General features: G+C 39.9%; 17 protein-coding genes. 15 read left to right on the top strand and 2 right to left on the bottom strand.

Features of this window, described 5'->3' with window-relative positions; all coding sequences use genetic code 11:
• Positions 1-7: 7 nt before the first annotated feature.
• Positions 8-643 carry a hypothetical protein gene (locus HXT59_RS06440; RefSeq protein WP_421784310.1) on the bottom strand — a complete coding sequence of 212 codons (636 nt, stop codon included), beginning with the start codon at positions 641-643 and terminating at the stop codon, positions 8-10.
• 10 nt (positions 644-653) lie between these two features.
• Positions 654-1,574 carry a hypothetical protein gene (locus tag HXT59_RS06435; protein WP_410310750.1) on the bottom strand — a complete coding sequence of 307 codons (921 nt, stop codon included), beginning with the start codon at positions 1,572-1,574 and terminating at the stop codon, positions 654-656.
• A gap of 458 nt (positions 1,575-2,032) precedes the next feature.
• Here HXT59_RS06435 and HXT59_RS06430 point away from each other — a divergent pair, with 458 nt between their 5' ends.
• The 15 genes from HXT59_RS06430 (at position 2,033) to dcm (ending at position 16,385) form a co-directional block, all read left to right on the top strand.
• The gene (locus tag HXT59_RS06430; RefSeq protein ID WP_421784309.1) at positions 2,033-2,650 is read left to right on the top strand and encodes a hypothetical protein; all 618 of its coding nucleotides are present in this window, start codon (positions 2,033-2,035) and stop codon (positions 2,648-2,650) included.
• Between the two features lie 12 nt (positions 2,651-2,662).
• Positions 2,663-3,421: a phage antirepressor KilAC domain-containing protein gene (locus tag HXT59_RS06425; protein ID WP_421784308.1), complete on the top strand. Its 759-nt coding sequence runs from the start codon at positions 2,663-2,665 to the stop codon at positions 3,419-3,421.
• Positions 3,414-3,782, top strand: coding sequence for a hypothetical protein (locus HXT59_RS06420; protein WP_410310748.1), 369 nt, complete (start codon positions 3,414-3,416; stop codon positions 3,780-3,782). The genes HXT59_RS06425 and HXT59_RS06420 overlap by 8 nt, the downstream gene beginning before the upstream one ends.
• A 185-nt stretch (positions 3,783-3,967) precedes the next feature.
• A complete protein-coding gene (locus HXT59_RS06415) occupies positions 3,968-5,995 on the top strand; it encodes a phage/plasmid primase, P4 family (RefSeq protein WP_421784307.1) in 2,028 nt (675 codons plus the stop codon).
• Positions 5,996-6,392: 397 nt separating this feature from the next.
• Complete coding sequence (locus HXT59_RS06410) at positions 6,393-6,728, top strand: hypothetical protein (RefSeq protein WP_421784306.1); 336 nt, start codon at positions 6,393-6,395, stop codon at positions 6,726-6,728.
• Entirely contained in the window at positions 6,700-6,990 is a 291-nt protein-coding gene (locus tag HXT59_RS06405) for a VRR-NUC domain-containing protein (protein WP_421784305.1), read from the top strand. The genes HXT59_RS06410 and HXT59_RS06405 overlap by 29 nt, the downstream gene beginning before the upstream one ends.
• The gene (locus HXT59_RS06400; RefSeq protein WP_421784304.1) at positions 6,971-8,410 is read left to right on the top strand and encodes an SNF2-related protein; all 1,440 of its coding nucleotides are present in this window, start codon (positions 6,971-6,973) and stop codon (positions 8,408-8,410) included. The genes HXT59_RS06405 and HXT59_RS06400 overlap by 20 nt, the downstream gene beginning before the upstream one ends.
• Positions 8,370-8,798: a sigma factor-like helix-turn-helix DNA-binding protein gene (locus HXT59_RS06395; RefSeq protein ID WP_421784303.1), complete on the top strand. Its 429-nt coding sequence runs from the start codon at positions 8,370-8,372 to the stop codon at positions 8,796-8,798. Before HXT59_RS06400 ends, HXT59_RS06395 begins: the two co-directional genes overlap by 41 nt.
• Before the next feature lie 142 nt (positions 8,799-8,940).
• On the top strand, positions 8,941-11,151 hold the full coding sequence (locus tag HXT59_RS06390; protein ID WP_421784302.1) for a glycoside hydrolase domain-containing protein: 2,211 nt from the start codon (positions 8,941-8,943) through the stop codon (positions 11,149-11,151).
• Between the two features lie 67 nt (positions 11,152-11,218).
• Entirely contained in the window at positions 11,219-11,668 is a 450-nt protein-coding gene (locus HXT59_RS06385) for a hypothetical protein (protein WP_019260869.1), read from the top strand.
• 85 nt (positions 11,669-11,753) lie between these two features.
• A complete protein-coding gene (locus HXT59_RS06380) occupies positions 11,754-12,113 on the top strand; it encodes an HNH endonuclease (RefSeq protein ID WP_421784301.1) in 360 nt (119 codons plus the stop codon).
• Positions 12,114-12,273: 160 nt separating this feature from the next.
• On the top strand, positions 12,274-12,825 hold the full coding sequence (locus tag HXT59_RS06375; protein ID WP_415699502.1) for a P27 family phage terminase small subunit: 552 nt from the start codon (positions 12,274-12,276) through the stop codon (positions 12,823-12,825).
• An 11-nt stretch (positions 12,826-12,836) separates the two neighbouring features.
• Positions 12,837-13,622 (top strand): S-adenosylmethionine synthetase N-terminal domain-containing protein, encoded by a 786-nt coding sequence (locus tag HXT59_RS06370; protein ID WP_421784300.1) that lies wholly within the window; start codon positions 12,837-12,839, stop codon positions 13,620-13,622.
• A gap of 14 nt (positions 13,623-13,636) precedes the next feature.
• Positions 13,637-14,905, top strand: coding sequence for a site-specific DNA-methyltransferase (locus HXT59_RS06365; RefSeq protein WP_421784299.1), 1,269 nt, complete (start codon positions 13,637-13,639; stop codon positions 14,903-14,905).
• Positions 14,898-16,385: a DNA (cytosine-5-)-methyltransferase gene (gene dcm / locus HXT59_RS06360; RefSeq protein WP_421784298.1), complete on the top strand. Its 1,488-nt coding sequence runs from the start codon at positions 14,898-14,900 to the stop codon at positions 16,383-16,385. Before HXT59_RS06365 ends, dcm begins: the two co-directional genes overlap by 8 nt.
• Positions 16,386-16,436 lie beyond the last annotated feature (51 nt).

The following is a 16,436-nucleotide window of genomic DNA, read 5'->3' as shown; positions in this document are numbered from 1 at the left end:
ATACCTCCTAAAAAATAGAATCCTTAAAATCTATTTTTGCTTCTGTTAATTCTTCAATGAGATTGACAGGTTTAATAGCCCAATGAGAGTGATTGAGTTCAGTTATAGCTACATCCATGCTTTGGATACCTAAATCAAAAGCAACTTCACTAATCTTTTTTAGCGGGATTGGTTTTTTATCCTCAAATTTGCATTTCAGAACAATCTCGCATGAGTCTTTTCTAATTTTTTCTATTATTCCAACGTACCCATATTGATCGTCTGAAGCTTTGCCATAATACTCTGTTGTTTCAGGTACTACAAGAATTGGAAATCGCTGAATCTCTTTAATTGCGTCAACGGATAAATAGGCGTACTTGTCTCGTAGTTCATCTTCTGTATAAAAGGCTTCTATGGCTCTTTTCTTATCTACCTTTACAAAAACACTATCAATAACAGAACTGCCTACAACAAGATTATAGTAATCATACATTAAACCATCAGTAGGCGTAGCTATTCCTTTATCTAGAGTGGGAACTGTTGGATAAGGTACAACAGTCATATGCTCTACATTATTTATGTTGTAGAGTTTGTTTGCATGTTGACTTATTTTGCCTGCTTCAGGCAACTGATTAGCGATGACTTTTTCTAATTCATTTCCCATACAGACACCTCTAATCTAAATGATCTACATGTTCGATGTTGTAGATTTTATTCGCATACTGATTAACAATTTTAGGGTTGTTAATAGCCTGAGTTATTTGTTTAGGTGACTGTTCTTCCTCATCACTTATATCATCAGCCTCAACGACAGGTATATCTGTCTCTGGGTTAAAAAATTCATTATCTTCTTTCACGTCTAGAGTTTTACTGCACTCAGCAACTTTTTCATTATTATAAACAGGCATTTCAAATCTTGAAATCTCGATATTTTGAGTAATTGTTGTGCCTATATCCTCATTAATCAATTTCCATTTACTGTTGATGCCGCTTTGTTTGTACCACGCTTCAAATGTTGATCTACCTAATCTATTGTTTGTTTTGTTTCTCAAAATATAATCCCACACGCTAACCAGAAAAAATTCCAAATTAATGTGAGTGACTGTTTGCAGTTGCTCCTTTTTTAGTTTGGTTTGGCAATTAATACTAAATTCTTCATCCGAACCAATGGATACATCTTTAATAATTGTTTCTAATATTGCTTTAACTAACCATTGCATTTTACGTTCAGCAAGGAAATCATTCGTCAGAGTCTTCATTTGTTGATATATGTGTAAATCATTTGACATTACACTACTGTGGAACGTTTTGATTGAAACCTCATCTCCTTGAGGAGTGTATGAGGATTTATGTGCGAGACATCGCTTGTAATTACTGGTACTTGTTTTGACGGATTCATCATATTGAGAAACATCCTCGCCAGTTATAACTTTTAGCAGGGATTTCATTAGATTCGAGTCGCTACACTCATCTTTATATCCGCTCATTCTAGATCGTGCGGATTTTTTTATTTTAGTGGCTTCAACCAGCAGGTTAAATAAGATACCACCGCTTAGATAAGGAACACGCACTGGAATGCTTTCTTTTGAAGTCATCTTAAATAACCCCCTTTTTTGAAAAATCTTAACTGTTTTAGTCCTTATTAACACCCTTTTCGATTGCGTTCAACTCTATTAACTATAGGTTAGAGATTGAAAGATGCGAGTCATGCAAATATTCAAAGTCTTTCACGCATATTTTATCAAAAAAGTTTGGTTTTTGATAGACCGAACTAAAGGAAAAAGATGCGTATTGAAAGTCTTTTAATGCAAAAGCATTCTTGTTCTTTCTAAACGCGAGGCATCAGCCTCAACCTCTATGCGGAAATATCCCTTAGCTAAGGATTATTCGGAGTCCGCATAGAACAACTAAATAAGTACAGCGGTCTTACCGAATAAGGCAGCTGCAAGTAAAGATGAAGGAATTCTTCATTCTAGCTTGTGGTGTTTTGTCATGCCTTATTTGAGCTGAATTCAAGGAAATCCTTCATCGGAAATCAGATGGAGGATTTTTTATGAGAATTCAATTACGCTGTGACAAGCATTTTACAACATTCGACCTCAAGCTTGATGAGGTTAAAGGCTGGCTTAATATCGACCTTCTTCCCGATGAAAGCGAAGAAGAGTTTGAGAAAAGAGCACAAGAAAAGGTAGATGCTGAGTTTAACCGTCCCGAGTATAACTCTCTGCATAAATATGAGAGGCATAAAGGCTTTACTAAACCTTACAGCAGTGAAGACGGTGAGGAAGCCGATGATTATGAGTCTTGCATGAGCGATGTTAGAGACCCCGGCATCTTTTTCAAAACAGTAAATCAGATTAAAGCTTCAGAAGAATATAGGGCAGTAGAGTCGTTTGTTTACTCGATTTTAAAGCCGGATGTGGCGGATCTTTTTATGGCTGTCCGTATTAGGAATATGGCGATTAACGAAAAGGCTGCATCCATGCTTAGCCGTGATGCTTTTGAAACGGATGCTGATTATAAAAAAGCCGTGGATCGCTTGGCTAACAATATTACGCATAAGCTTAAGCGGGCTGAGAAAAAGTTAGTAAAGAATATTAAAAAAGCGTCAGATTTTGGCATTCGCCGTGGCTACTTCATAGGAGGAACCAACTCCTCCAATAAAAATTAGGAGGTAGCTACTATGAAAGAGCTAATCAAAATCAGTTATAACAATGAACGTCCGACTGTAGATGGCCGTGTTTTGCATCAAGCACTTAATATCGGAACACCTTATGATAAGTGGTTCCCAAGAATGTGTGATTACGGTTTTGTTGAAGATAAGGACTTTTCGACATTTTTGTCGGAAAGTACTGGTGGAAGACCAGCAACCAATCATCAGCTTACTATCGATATGGCAAAACAGCTATGTATGATTCAGCGTACAGAACTTGGCAGAAAATTTCGAGAATACTTTATTTCTGTTGAAGAGAAGTGGAACTCGCCTGATGCGGTAATGGCACGTGCGTTGCAAATAGCCAATAGGAAATTGAGTCTGCTTGAATCGCAAAATCTGAAGCTTACCAATACTGTAGCTTTGCAAACACAGCAGATAGCAGAGCTTAAACCGAAAGCCAGCTATTACGATGTGGTGCTTAAATGCAAAGACATAATCTCCATGCGTGTGATTGCAAAAGATTATGGTAAATCGGCACAGTGGATGAACAACTATTTACATGATCTTGGTGTCCAATTTAAGCAATCTGATACTTGGCTTTTATATCAAAAATATGCTGAGAAAGGCTATACCAGCACAAAAACGCATGCTTATGAAGACGCTAAGGGCATTACTCATTCAAAGGTTCACACCTATTGGACTCAGAAAGGCAGGCTTTTCATCTATCACCTCATGACACAACACGGGATCTACCCCTTGATTGAACAGGAGGCAAAAGATGAGTAAGTCTTATAAAAAACATTTAGAAACAACACCGAACTTTAAGCCTATCGTCTACATTTGTGCTCCCTACCGTGGAGATAAGGAGAAAAACGTGCAACACGCTATTCAGTGTGCAGCTTACGCGTACTCACGCGGAGCAATCCCAATCACTCCACACCTGCTTTTCCCGTTCATGGATGATGAGAATCAAAAGCATAGAGGGGATGCGATGTTTATGGACATTATCCTCTTAGGCAAATGCAACGAACTATGGGTGTTCGGAGAAAAAATCACAGGCGGCATGCAAGTAGAAATCAATCTGGCTGAAAAACGCAGGCAGCCGATTAAGTATTTTACAGATAAGGATTTAGGGGGTGAATGTTGATGCTTGAATGCAAAATTTATACAGCTTCCTGTGTGGGAAACAGTAGTAACTGCTTGTATCCTGACGAAATAAAAGTCTGTGATCGAGATAGTTTTAATAAGGCTATCTCTTTTGACCATGTCACAGCACAGTTTACTAACAGTTATAGGTCTAAAGATAATTTCATTTCATCTACCTGTATTCCGATGGACTGTGATAACGATTATTCTGATGTTGGTAAAGACTGGGTGACGCCTTTTGATGTTGCTTTAGCGTTTCCGAACGTGTGCTTTTACGCGTCTTATAGTAGAAACCACATGAAAGACAAGCATGGGAAATGTGCAAGACCACGTTTTCACGTGTATTTTCCAATTGAAGAAGTAAGCGATGCTAAAGCTTATGTGGAGCTTAAAACAAGGATTCAATCAGTATTCCCGTATTTTGACAGTAACGCTCTTGATGCGGCACGTTTTCTCTACGGTGTTAAAACTCCACAGGTAGAACTTTACGAGGGTGAAAAAACAATCACTGATTTTCTCTCTGAAGAAGCTTTTGGTGAATTTGATGCAGAAACAGAAGAAATACCATCAGGGCAGAGAAACTCTAAGCTTAGTCATATTGCAGGAAAACTCATCAAACGTTATGGTGCGACAGATGAAGCGTATGAGAAGTTTTTGAGGGAAGCAGAACGGTGTAATCCTCCTTTGCCTGACGCAGAATTATCTAAAATCTGGTATTCGGCTAAAAAGTTCGGGCTTAAAGTAGCAAGTCAGGAAGGTTATATTCCGCCTAGCGAGTATGGGAAAAGCTATGAGGAGTATAAGCCGGATGATTTAACGGATATTGCGATGGCTGAGGTTTTTGCCAAACATAACAAGAATAAGGCTGTTTATACGATGTCTGCCGGCTGGCTTTACTGGACGGGCAAGAAGTGGGAAGCGTCTGAGCTTAAAGTTATGAAACTTTACATGCTTATTGCTAAAAAAGTTTTGAAAAATGCTGGTATCGAGTTTAAAACAGCTTACGAAGAGTTCATTCAAGCTGAATCATCAGGTGATAAAGAGCAGGCGGATAAAGCGAAAAGTGAAGTGAATCGGGCAAAGCAGTATCTTTCGTTTGCTAAGAAGATGAATGATCACAGTAAAGTGTCCGGAATATTAAAGCTTGCTAAATCCATGCTGGAAGTTGCAAACGAAGAACTGGACCGTGATGCTTTCATTCTAAACACGCCTTGCGGAATCGTGGATTTAAAGACAGGCATGCTAAAAGCACATGATCCGTGTTCGTACTGTACGAAAATGACCGCTGTTTGTCCTTCACAGGAGAACATGGGATTGTGGCAGACAACACTTGATATGGTTACCGCAGGCGATAAAGAGTTTCAGACATTTCTTCAAAGCCATGCGGGTAGTACGCTTATAGGTCAAGTGTTTGAAGAATCGCTTTTGCTAGTGTACGGGTCAGGCGGCAACGGTAAGTCGACCGTGTTTAACGCGGAAGCACATGTGCTTGGAGATTATGCGGGGAAAATACCTGCAGAGTCTTTAACTACTCGGGCTAAAAACGTGAAGGTGGATTTAGCGGAGCTTTGCGGTAAAAGGTTTATTCTTGCCTCGGAAACCGAGGAAGGACAAAGGCTTTCTATTTCCATGCTGAAACAGATAGCAAGCGTGGATGATATTTCAGCTGAGAGGAAATATTATGCTCCTTTTACGTTTACACCAAGCCACTCAACTATTCTCTACACGAACCATCTTCCGAAGGTCGGTTCAAACGATAAGGGAACGTGGCGGAGAATCTTTGTTGCACCGTTTACGAAAGAAATCAAGAATCCGAAAACAGACTATGTTGATGAACTCTTGCGAAAAGCAGGTGGGGCAATACTTCAATGGATGATTGAAGGAGCCAAGATTTATATCCAAAACAGTTATAAATTCCCTACTTGTAAGGTGGTAGAGCAGGCTAAGGACGCTTATCGGGCTGAAAACGACTGGATAGGCCATTTCATTACTGATTATTGCATTAAGGGCGTGAATGAAACGGAGATGAGTAGGAGTCTTTACTTGTCTTACCGTCAGTGGGCAAACCTTAACGGTGAATATGTTAGAAACGATAGGGATTTTTCTAAGGCTTTACTGTTGGCAGGTTATAGCAAAAAACGGACGGGTAAAGGCTACCAGTGGTGTGGTCTTTCCATCAATCCGAATTTGCAGGCACAGGAGGATTTTCTTTGATGGAGAACGCGGTAAAACTTAAAGATACTTCCTGAAAAATGTATAGGCGTGTAGGCAAACGTTTCGTATGGTAAAAACCGGGTTCAAAGAGAAAAGTTCTATGAGATTTTTTCATACACGAAAATAGGCGTTGCCTACACGCTACCATGCACGCTTTCAAGAAAGAAAAGCCTGATAAATAAGGTTTTTGTATTATAGTGTACCCTTTTTCTTTACTTTTTATATAAGAGAAAAAAATAAAAGAAATATAAGTGTATATAGAGAAAAGTAAAAGATGGGTCTAAAGCATACATGGCTACACAAATAACATTCGCCTGATGTAAACGGGCAAAACCAACGAATGAAACAACTCTATTCAATAAATGAAAAATAAGATTTGAGAAAGGTGGAATAAACCATGATTAACAAACAAGAGAGAACAGTAGAAACCTACAAGCAAGCAGGAGCAGCAATGCGACTGACTAAGAGTCTGATTAACCAATTAGTGGTTGATATCAGCCCGGTGCTTTTAGCGAAAGATCAAGACAGACTGTTAAAAGCCATGAACATGATTGATGAAGTATCCTCGCATGCTGAGGACAACATGTTCAAAGATCACCCACAGTTAAGCAATCACTATATTGACGTGTTTTACGGCGATGTTTCTGATGAGCCGAGAAATGAAGTGGATAAGAAAATCATTGAGATGGCAAAAGAGGTATCTGATGGGCTTTTTACGAGAAAAGGAAACTGAGCGAAAACTCGTTTGTGAAGTCAAAGCAATGGGAGGACTTTGTTTAAAGCTTACCAGTCCTTCCGTTGACGGGCTTCCTGACAGGCTAGTTTTACTTCATGGCGGCAAGATTGGTTTTGTCGAGCTTAAAGCACCAGGTAAAAAGCCTAGAGTTTTACAGGTGAAACGGATGAAGGATTTACAGGCTTTAGGTTTTAAGGTTTTCGTGGTTGATGAGAAGAGTCAGATTGGAGGTGTGATTGATGCGATACGAGCCACATGAGTATCAAAAGTATGCGACTGATTTTATTATTACACACCCGGTTTCAGCGGTTTTGCTTGAAATGGGACTTGGTAAGAGTGTGATAAGTCTTACAGCGATTAACGACCTGATGCTTGACTCGTTTGATGTTTCCAGAACTCTTGTTATCGCTCCTCTTAGGGTTGCAAACACTACGTGGCCTTTAGAGTTAGAAAAGTGGGAGCATTTAAAACACTTGACTTATTCTGTGGTAACGGGTAGTGAGAAGGAGCGGATTCAAGCACTAAAAACGCCTGCTCACGTTTATATTATTAACCGTGAAAACGTGGAGTGGCTGATAATGAAAAGTGGCCTGCCGTTTAATTTTGACATGGTTGTGATAGATGAGCTTTCAAGTTTTAAATCGTATCAGGCGAAACGTTTTAAAGCATTACTGAAGGCTAGGCCGAAAGTTAAAAGGATTGTTGGTCTTACAGGAACTCCTTCTTCTAACGGGCTAATGGATTTGTGGGCTGAGTTTAGGCTGCTTGATATGGGTCAAAGGCTAGGCCGCTATATTACGTATTATCGGCAGAACTTTTTTAATCCTGATAAGCGTAACCAGCACATGATTTTTTCTTATAAGCCTAAAGATGGTGCTGAGAGTTTAATCTATAAGCAGATAGCTGATATTACGATTTCGATGAAGTCGAAAGACTATTTGAAAATGCCTGCGTGTGTGATAAACGAGGTGAAAGTAGAGTTATCCGGTAAGGAGCGAAAACTTTACGATGAGCTTAAAGCAGATATGGTGGTGTCGTTGGAGGGTAAAGAGATTGATGCGATTAACGCAGCGTCTCTTTCAAATAAGCTTCTTCAAATGGCAGGCGGCGCGGTTTATAACGAGTGTAAAGAAAGCGTTCATATTCATGATCGTAAGCTTGATGCTTTAGAGGATTTAATCGAGGCTGCTAACGGTAAACCGGTGCTTGTAGCTTACTGGTTTAAGCATGATCTTGAGCGGATTAAGAAACGTTTTAACGTGCGTGAGATTAAAACGAGTGCTGATATTGCTGACTGGAATGCCGGCATGATTCCTGTAGCGTTGATTCATCCGGCTTCTGCAGGTCATGGTCTTAACCTACAGGCTGGCGGCTCTACACTTATCTGGTTTTCCCTGACTTGGAGTTTGGAACTTTACCAACAAACAAACGCCAGGCTTAACCGTCAGGGTCAAACCGACACGGTTGTAATCCATCACATCATCACTAAGGACACGATTGATGAAGACGTGATGAGGGCTTTAAGCATGAAGGCTAAAGTGCAGGATGCTTTAATCGAGTCGGTTAAAGCAAGACTATCAATTAACGAAGTGAGGGAAAGGGGTTCTATAGAGAACTTACCTCAAAATGGAGGTAAGAATGAACAAAAAAGAATACTTACGGCAAGCCTATCTTCTTGATAAGCGGATTAAAGCTGACATGGATGAGGTAGTAAGACTGCGTGAGCTTGCTACAAGTGTTTCTTCATTAAGATACGACAGAGAGTATGTGCAGACAACTCGAAGCATAGAAGCTCCGTTTGTGAAAGCTCTTATAAGGGTTATGGATTTAGAAGCAAAGATTAACATGGAGATTACGATGCTTATCAGTTTGAAAGAGCAGATTTTGGATGTGATTTCTAAACTTGAAAGCGTGGATGAGCAGATGATTTTACGCTACCGTTACATGAGTAACATGACGTGGGAGGAGATTGGCAACGAACTCCATGCTAGCAGAATGACAATTATCAGATGGCATGGTAAAGCGTTAGAACACATGGTTTTACCAGATAATCTAATCCAAATCTAAAAAATGGTACGGTTTGGTACGCTCTGATACGAGACGTTACAGCCTTCTATATGGTATTATAAACTTAGCAAAAATTATAAATACTAAGCCTTGGAAGAGTAATCTTCCAGGGCTTTTTTCATGCCTAAAAGGAGGGCACAACATGGATCAGATGGTATTACTAACACAGCAATGGTTAAACAAAACCTATGGCGATAAGCCTGGGTTTGGTTCAGTTATTACTGATGGGAATACTGGTTGGGATACAATCAATGGGCTTATTAGAGCTTTGCAGATTGAGCTTGGTATAACAGCAACAGCAAATAATTTTGGTGCTGGTACAACACGTAAATTTAATCAACGTTATCCACATGGTGTTAAGCAACAATCCGATAGTGATAAGTCGCAAAGTAATGTTTACTCGATTATTCAAGGTGCTTTATGGTGCAAGGGTTACTCTACTGGTAATGGTATTACACAAAACTTTTATGGTGGTACTGGGAATGCTATTAAAGAGTTGAAGAATGATATGGGCATTGGTGGTGATTCTACTGTCACAATTGATGTAATGAAAGCTCTTCTTTCTATGCAGCAGTTCGTTTTACTAAAGCGTTACGGTGGTATTGACGTTATTAGAATTATTCAACAAACTATTAACCGAACCTATAAGGATTATACAGGTATCATTCCTTGTGACGGCTTGTATGGTCGAGAAATGAATACCGCACTTATCCAAATTTTACAGTCGTTAGAAGGCTATTCGCCTGATGATGCCACGGGTAATTTTGGACATGGTACACGAGGTAATTTGAAAACTATTAGCAGGCAAAACGCTTCTTCCTATGGTAAGTGGGTATGGCTAGCAAAAGCTGTACTTAATTGTATTAGATATGATTGTCTTCAAAATGAGAATTGGGATGATGATTTTGCTGAGCAACTCACTAAATTCCAGAAAGACTATAAGCTTCCAGTCAGCGGAGCACTTGATGTTAACACGTGGATGTCGTTGTTAACTAGTAAAGGCAATCCAGACAGAGCTGCCAAGGCGTGTGACTGTGCAACGGTACTAAATGCTCAACAAGCTAAAGATTTAAAAGCGGCAGGATACCAGATTGTTGGAAGATATTTGACTGGGTATGTTGGAAAGTCAACATCTAAAGCTCTAACTTTAGATGAAATTAAAAACATAAAAAACGCTGGTCTTTCCGTATTTCCAATTTATCAAGATGGAGGATATTATCCTGAATATTTTGCGAATCCTAACCAGGGAACTGTTGATGCACAGGTTGCTATTTCCGCTGCAAAAAGGATTGGTATTCCTTCTGGTAGTACAATATACTTTGCTGTTGATTTTGATGCTTATGGATATCAGCTGGACAGCATGATTTTACCGTATTTCAAGAAGATAAGTTTACTATTCAACAGTTGTGAAAATATTAAGAAATACCAAGTTGGTGTATATGGCCCAAGATTAATCTGCTCAAAAGTAAGCAAAGCAGGATATGCTAAATATTCGTTTGTAGCGGATATGTCTACTGGTTTTAGTGGGAATTTAGGTTATGCAATTCCTAACAATTGGGCGTTCGACCAATTTAATGAATTCTCTTTCCAATCTAGACCGACTTTTGCTCTTGATAAAGATGCATATTCTGGAAGAGATAAAGGTATCGCAAAATTTGATAGTGTAACAAAAATGACGAAAGGCGAACTAGAAAAAGAAAATATAAAAGACAAAGTAAATATTGCAAGAACACAGTTTGTGTATGATGTAGTAGAGCCTCTACATCTGCTAAATCAGCTTACTAGTTTTGGTCTTTCATATAATAAAGAAATTATTCTTAGTTATACTGAACTGCCTACTATTAGTATTCAAACCTCGGTAGAAGCAGTAACAGAATTGATGACAGTGCCTAATAATTCCTACAACGTTTCGATAGAACTAAATAGTGATGGTTCTCTAAGTGCTGCATGTGAAAATAAAATTTCTAAAATTGCTAAAGATATTAGAATTATGAAGGGCGGAGACATGATTCAAAAATCTATAGCAAATATTGCAGCATCAGTAAAATCGGGTGATATTGCATTCACTGGAAAAGTTATTTCTCCAAATCAAGTGGAGTTAGCTATTGAGGTAATGTCAGAAAATCTATTACCAACATTAGATGATGTTGATGAACATATAACGGTGATTGTAAAATACTTAATTACATTTCGTGATTTTACAATAAAGGTTCCTGAAATTCCTGAAGATGTTGTTGAAATAGGTGTAGCAGTAGCGGGAGTAGTTGCTATTTGTGCTTTTGTTCCAGTATTAATTACAGGTATTTTGGGATTCTTAGTAACATTAGGGTTGGTTGTTGCTGCTGATGCATAGAATGCATGAAAGAGAATAGGATCTGCTTTATGATAAGATAAAGTTAGATATTAGAATTTGGTGGAGTATGAATAAGATAAGTAAAAAAGCGAAAGTGCTGATATTTTGTATTTCAATAGTTGTGGCTATCGTTTGTTTTATCACCTTATTCTTGCATCGTATTGATAATAATGCATTTAATGCTCAAATTGATAGTAAAGAGAAAATAGCTTCATATAGGGCTAACTATAACTACATAGATGTATATAAGCAAAAAGATAAAATAATTATCAACACCTATTCTGATAGTAAGTTTGACGAACCAAATCGGATTGTTGTTCCATTTGAAGGTAAATTAAGTAAAAGTGATATTCTAGTAAAGTGGAAAACCGCAAATGGTGATGTTATTGAGCAAGATAGTGATAGTATCCTTGCGGCGAGTATCATCATTGAGAAAAATGGAAAAACTATATGTAATGAAAACATAAATTTTTGTGAAAAAGGCTGGAAAGTATTAAACGATGTAATTGGAAAATAGTGATATAGTTTTGTAAATGATTTTGTTAAAAGCTCTTTGAGATTATCTCAAAGGGCTTTTTTCATGCCCGAAGGGAGGATAAGTCTTGCCAAGAAAACCTAAAAGACCGTGTTCTTATCAAGGCTGTCCGAACCTAACTGACGGCAGGTTTTGTGAAGAACACTTAAAACAAGAGAACAGACGATACGAAAAATACGAGCGTCCCTATGATGCTCACAAGCGTTACGGCAGAGCATGGCAGAAAGTAAGGGATTCTTATGTGAAAGAGCATCCTTTCTGTGAGCTTTGCTTTAAGAATCGTGTGCTTGTTCCTGTTGAGCAGGTTCATCATATTAAACCGATTGCTGAAGGCGGAACACATGAGAGGAATAATCTTATTTCTCTATGCAAATCCTGTCACTCTAAAATTCACGCTAAGCGTGGAGACCGCTGGCATAACAAATAAAAACCACCCCAGGGGCGGTCAAAATCTCTAAAAACCTATTCCCCAGGGAACGGGCGCAGGGTCTCGCGTGCAAAAACAGCGTATTCAAAAGGGTAATAGGCAAAATCAGACACAAAAATTTTTTAATAGTTAAAACTCGCGTGGGAAGGAGGCGAAAAGTTTGCCTACAAAATCAAATAATATCGGCGGTCGTGGCGGCAGACGCGTAGGTGCCGGGCGTAAAAAGAAAGCGGTTGTTGAAAAAGCTAGTGAAGGAAACCCCGGCGGTAGGCCTTTAAGCGTTCTTGATATTCCGGAGCTTGAAGGTGCTGAAATGCCTCAGCCTCACGAGTTTTTATCCGCCACGCAAAAAGACGGTACTCAGCTTCAGGCTAAAGAAATTTTCGCTGAAACATGGAAGTGGCTAAAAGACATTGGTGTGAGCAGTAAAGTCCCGTCTCCTCTTATTGAACGGTATGCGATGAGCTGTGCTCGTTGGATTCAATGCGAGGAAGTAACCAGTAAACTCGGGTTTCTTTCCAAGCATCCAACCACGGGAAAACCGATACCATCGCCTTTTATAAATATTGGTATTAACTACATGAATCAGGCGGTCAGGCTTTGGAATGAGATTTTCCAGATTGTGAAAGAAAACTGTTCGACTGAGTTTGATGGTGTTTCACCTCAAAACGATTTAATGGAACGCCTGCTTTTAACACGTAAAAACATTTAGGAGAAAAAATTATGATAGAAAAAGTAAATCCAAGTCACCCGGACAAGATTGCGGATCGTATTGCCGGAGCAATTGTTGATCTTGCTTACAAGATTGATGAGAATCCTAAGATTGCTGTTGAAGTGATGCTCGGGCATGGTAAGTGTGCCGTGTTTATTGAAAGCACGGTGATGTTTAAGTTTAAGGATATTAAAAATATTATCCACCGTTTAAGCCCTGGGAAAGTAAAGATTGATATTACGGTCGTGCCGCAGGATAAGCATTTAAGCCAAAACCAAAACGGCATGGTTCGCTGTGGCGATAACGGGATTTTTAAAGGCGTACCACTAACAGACGAACAGAAGAAACTTTCTATTATTGCTCGAAAGGTTTATGAAAAGTATCCGTATGACGGCAAGTATGTTCTTGATGGTGAAAAGCTTATCATCTGCCAGTCTCACGCTAAACGAGAAGACTTATTGAAAGACTATCCGACAGCGTTTGTTAATCCTTTAGGTGACTGGACGGGCGGTATCAGCGTTGATACGGGAGCGGTTAACCGAAAACTCGGGTCAGACATGGCTGATTCTGTTACGGGTGGCGGTCTTCATGGTAAGGATCTTACGAAAGCTGACGTGTCGGTTAATATTTACGCGTTTTTGAAAGCACAGGAAACCGGCCGGGTGGTTGAGTTTTCTTGTGCTATCGGGGACGAGATGGTTGATGGTAAACCGTATTCGCAGATTGTGAAAATTGCGAAAGATTATATTGACTCGGTGGGTGGTTTTGAAAAGCTGGCTTGCTGGGGTCTTTTCTAACGGGAGGAAAGCTTATGGAAAAAGAGATGCAGTATTATTTGGCTGACGTAAGTGAGCTTATCCCGTATGTGAGAAACGCTCGCACGCACTCTGAGGCGCAAGTAGCTCAGATAGCGGCAAGTATTCGCGAGTTTGGTTTTCTCTCCCCGATTCTAGTGGCTGAGGATAATACGATTCTCGCAGGGCATGGTAGGCTTGCCGCGGCATTAAAACTGGGTCTTAAAAAAGTTCCGTGCGTGAAAGAAAATCATTTAACTGAAACACAAAAGCGTGCTTATATTATCGCGGATAATAAGCTTTCACTTAACGCCGGCTGGGACAATGAGCTATTAGCAGTCGAGTTATCGGAGCTTGAAGGAGCTGATTTTAACCTTGATCTTCTCGGGTTTGACGAGGCGGAGCTTTCCAGTATTTTTGATGCTGATAAAGACGTAAACGATGATGATTTTGATGTTGAAAAAGAGCTGGAAGAACCGTGTTTTTCTAAAACAGGTGACATATGGACGCTTGGTAAGCATCGTATTATTTGCGGTGATTCAACCGATTCTTCCACGTTTGAAAAACTGCTGGGTGAAACGAAAGTAAATCTTGTTTGCACGGACGCACCTTATTTCGTGAACCTTGAAAACGCGTCAGGGAAAATTAAAAATGATGATTTAAGCGATAAAGAAGGCTACGAGTTTTTAATGAAAGTTTTTACCAACTTTAAAAACTCTATGGCAGCTGACGCGTCTATTTACGAGTTTTACGCGACCATGAAAGCACGTGTTTTCTACGATGCTTTTGAGGACGCGGGGTTTAAGGTTGCAGCCGGTTTAATTTGGAAAAAGCCGAGAGCTCCACTTATGCGAACGGACTGGAAGTTTAACATGGAGCCGATTATTTACGGTTGGCGTAAAGACGGTAAACATAAGTGGTATGGCGATCAGAAACAGACAGCCGTGTTTGAGTTCGATGGGATTAAAAACTCGAAGGAAGAAGGCTGTGGGCATCCTTCCAGTAAGCCCGTGCCGTTAATCGCTTATCTTATTAAACAAAGTACGCAAACAAACAGTGTTGTGTTAGATGGGTTTTTAGGTTCGGCATCTACGCTTATAGCCTGTGAGCAGATTGGCAGAGTTTGTTTTGGAGTGGAGCTTGAACCTAAATTTATTGATGTTGCGGTTAAACGGTATATGAAGTTTCACGATGATAAAACCAAGGACGTGCTTCTTATACGAGATGGGAAACAGTATAGCTTTAAGCAGGCAATTGAAATGATGAAAGAGGCTGGCGATGAGTAAAACACTTACACTCGCCAGCCTTTTTGATGGCTCGGGCGGTTTTCCTTTAGCGGCTACGCTTATAGGGATTAAACCTTTATGGGCAAGTGAAATCGAGCCGTTTCCTATAAGAGTTACCACTAAAAGATTGCCTTATGTTAAGCATTTAGGTGATGTGTCAAAGATTAAAGGCGATGCTGTGGATGCGGTTGATATTATCACGTTTGGAAGCCCATGTCAGGATATGTCGATTGCAGGTAAACGGGCAGGTCTTAGCGGTTCTCGCTCGAACCTGTTTTTTGAAGCGGTTCGGATTATTAAAGAGATGAGGAGGAAAACAGGTGGACAAAAACCAAGATATATCGTTTGGGAGAACGTTCCGGGAGCGTTTTCCTCAAATAAAGGAGAAGACTTCGAGAAAGTTATCAAAGAAATCTGTGCTGTCAAAGGACATTCGTTTAATGCTCTTAGACCTGAAAAATGGAGCAGTGCAGGACTTGTCATGGCAGAAGATTTCTCACTCGCATGGCGGGTACTTGATGCTTCATACTTCGGAGTACCCCAGAGAAGAAAACGTATCTTTCTTGTCGCAGATTTTGATGGACAAAGTGCCGGAAAAATATTATTTGAGCAAGAAAGCCTGCCTGGGGATTTTACGGCGAGCGGAAAGCCGTGGCAAGAAACTGCCGGATATTTTGAAACAGGCACTGGTGATGCAATCGAAAGATACTGTTTGAACGATCAGGGTGGAAGCAGAATGGACGTGTTTGAAAACAAAAGCGGTACGCTTACAGCAAGCGTGGGAAACCATCCACCGCTCGTGTTTGAAAATCACGGACAGGACTCACGATATAAAGGGCCTCTTAGCGTGTCTCAAACCGTGCTTTCAACGTTTGGAACTGGTGGGAATAATCAGCCTTTTGTGGTTTGTGATAAAACCTGTTTTGATGTTCGTTTAACATCACTCAATACGAAAAACAAGCGTGCTAAAGTGTATGAAACGAAACTGGCAAGAACAATTAACACAGGGCTAAACTCCCCTGAAGCTAATCAAGGCGGTCTTGCAATAGTGTATTCTACGAGTAAAAACTCGCATCACACGAATGCTCGGGCTGAAATGACAGACACGCTTGTGGCAAGTGACTATAAAGATCCTCCTGTCGTAAACGATATGAATGAGGATAAACACTATGTGGTTAGACGTTTAACACCGAAAGAATGTGCAAGACTGCAGGGCTTTCCTGACTGTTGGTGTGATAATCTTCAAACAGAAAATCCAAGCGATGAAGAGCTTATCTTTTGGCAGGATGTGTTTGAAACACATCGAAAACTAGTCACGAACGCCTGTAAGCCGAAAAGTAAAAACCAGATAATCAAATGGCTTAAAAATCCTCACACTGATTCGGCAGAATACAAGATGTGGGGCAACGGCGTGGCGCTTCCCTGCGTGTATTTCGTTCTCAAAAATATCGCTTATTTTCAGGGAAAAGAAAGCACATAAGACTTGCTAAATACCTTCTTTAGAGTGATGTATATACACAAGGAAAAACCT

This window comes from Gardnerella sp. KA01001 (genome assembly GCF_049244025.1).
Classification (GTDB): Bacteria; Actinomycetota; Actinomycetes; order Actinomycetales; family Bifidobacteriaceae; genus Bifidobacterium; species Bifidobacterium swidsinskii.
This window is presented reverse-complemented; position numbering and strand designations above follow the sequence as displayed.

What these genes read in the sequence shown, in the direction of transcription:
- HXT59_RS06400 (WP_421784304.1), top strand. Translation starts at nt 6,971, where the DNA reads ATGCGATACGAGCCACATGAGTATCAAAAGTATGCGACTGATTTTATT.
- HXT59_RS06440 (WP_421784310.1), bottom strand. Translation starts at nt 643, where the DNA reads ATGGGAAATGAATTAGAAAAAGTCATCGCTAATCAGTTGCCTGAAGCA.
- HXT59_RS06415 (WP_421784307.1), top strand. Translation starts at nt 3,968, where the DNA reads ATGGACTGTGATAACGATTATTCTGATGTTGGTAAAGACTGGGTGACG.
- HXT59_RS06410 (WP_421784306.1), top strand. Translation starts at nt 6,393, where the DNA reads ATGATTAACAAACAAGAGAGAACAGTAGAAACCTACAAGCAAGCAGGA.
- HXT59_RS06405 (WP_421784305.1), top strand. Translation starts at nt 6,700, where the DNA reads ATGGGCTTTTTACGAGAAAAGGAAACTGAGCGAAAACTCGTTTGTGAA.
- HXT59_RS06385 (WP_019260869.1), top strand. Translation starts at nt 11,219, where the DNA reads ATGAATAAGATAAGTAAAAAAGCGAAAGTGCTGATATTTTGTATTTCA.
- HXT59_RS06425 (WP_421784308.1), top strand. Translation starts at nt 2,663, where the DNA reads ATGAAAGAGCTAATCAAAATCAGTTATAACAATGAACGTCCGACTGTA.
- HXT59_RS06390 (WP_421784302.1), top strand. Translation starts at nt 8,941, where the DNA reads ATGGATCAGATGGTATTACTAACACAGCAATGGTTAAACAAAACCTAT.
- HXT59_RS06395 (WP_421784303.1), top strand. Translation starts at nt 8,370, where the DNA reads ATGAACAAAAAAGAATACTTACGGCAAGCCTATCTTCTTGATAAGCGG.
- dcm (WP_421784298.1), top strand. Translation starts at nt 14,898, where the DNA reads ATGAGTAAAACACTTACACTCGCCAGCCTTTTTGATGGCTCGGGCGGT.
- HXT59_RS06370 (WP_421784300.1), top strand. Translation starts at nt 12,837, where the DNA reads ATGATAGAAAAAGTAAATCCAAGTCACCCGGACAAGATTGCGGATCGT.
- HXT59_RS06435 (WP_410310750.1), bottom strand. Translation starts at nt 1,574, where the DNA reads ATGACTTCAAAAGAAAGCATTCCAGTGCGTGTTCCTTATCTAAGCGGT.
- HXT59_RS06430 (WP_421784309.1), top strand. Translation starts at nt 2,033, where the DNA reads ATGAGAATTCAATTACGCTGTGACAAGCATTTTACAACATTCGACCTC.
- HXT59_RS06365 (WP_421784299.1), top strand. Translation starts at nt 13,637, where the DNA reads ATGGAAAAAGAGATGCAGTATTATTTGGCTGACGTAAGTGAGCTTATC.
- HXT59_RS06420 (WP_410310748.1), top strand. Translation starts at nt 3,414, where the DNA reads ATGAGTAAGTCTTATAAAAAACATTTAGAAACAACACCGAACTTTAAG.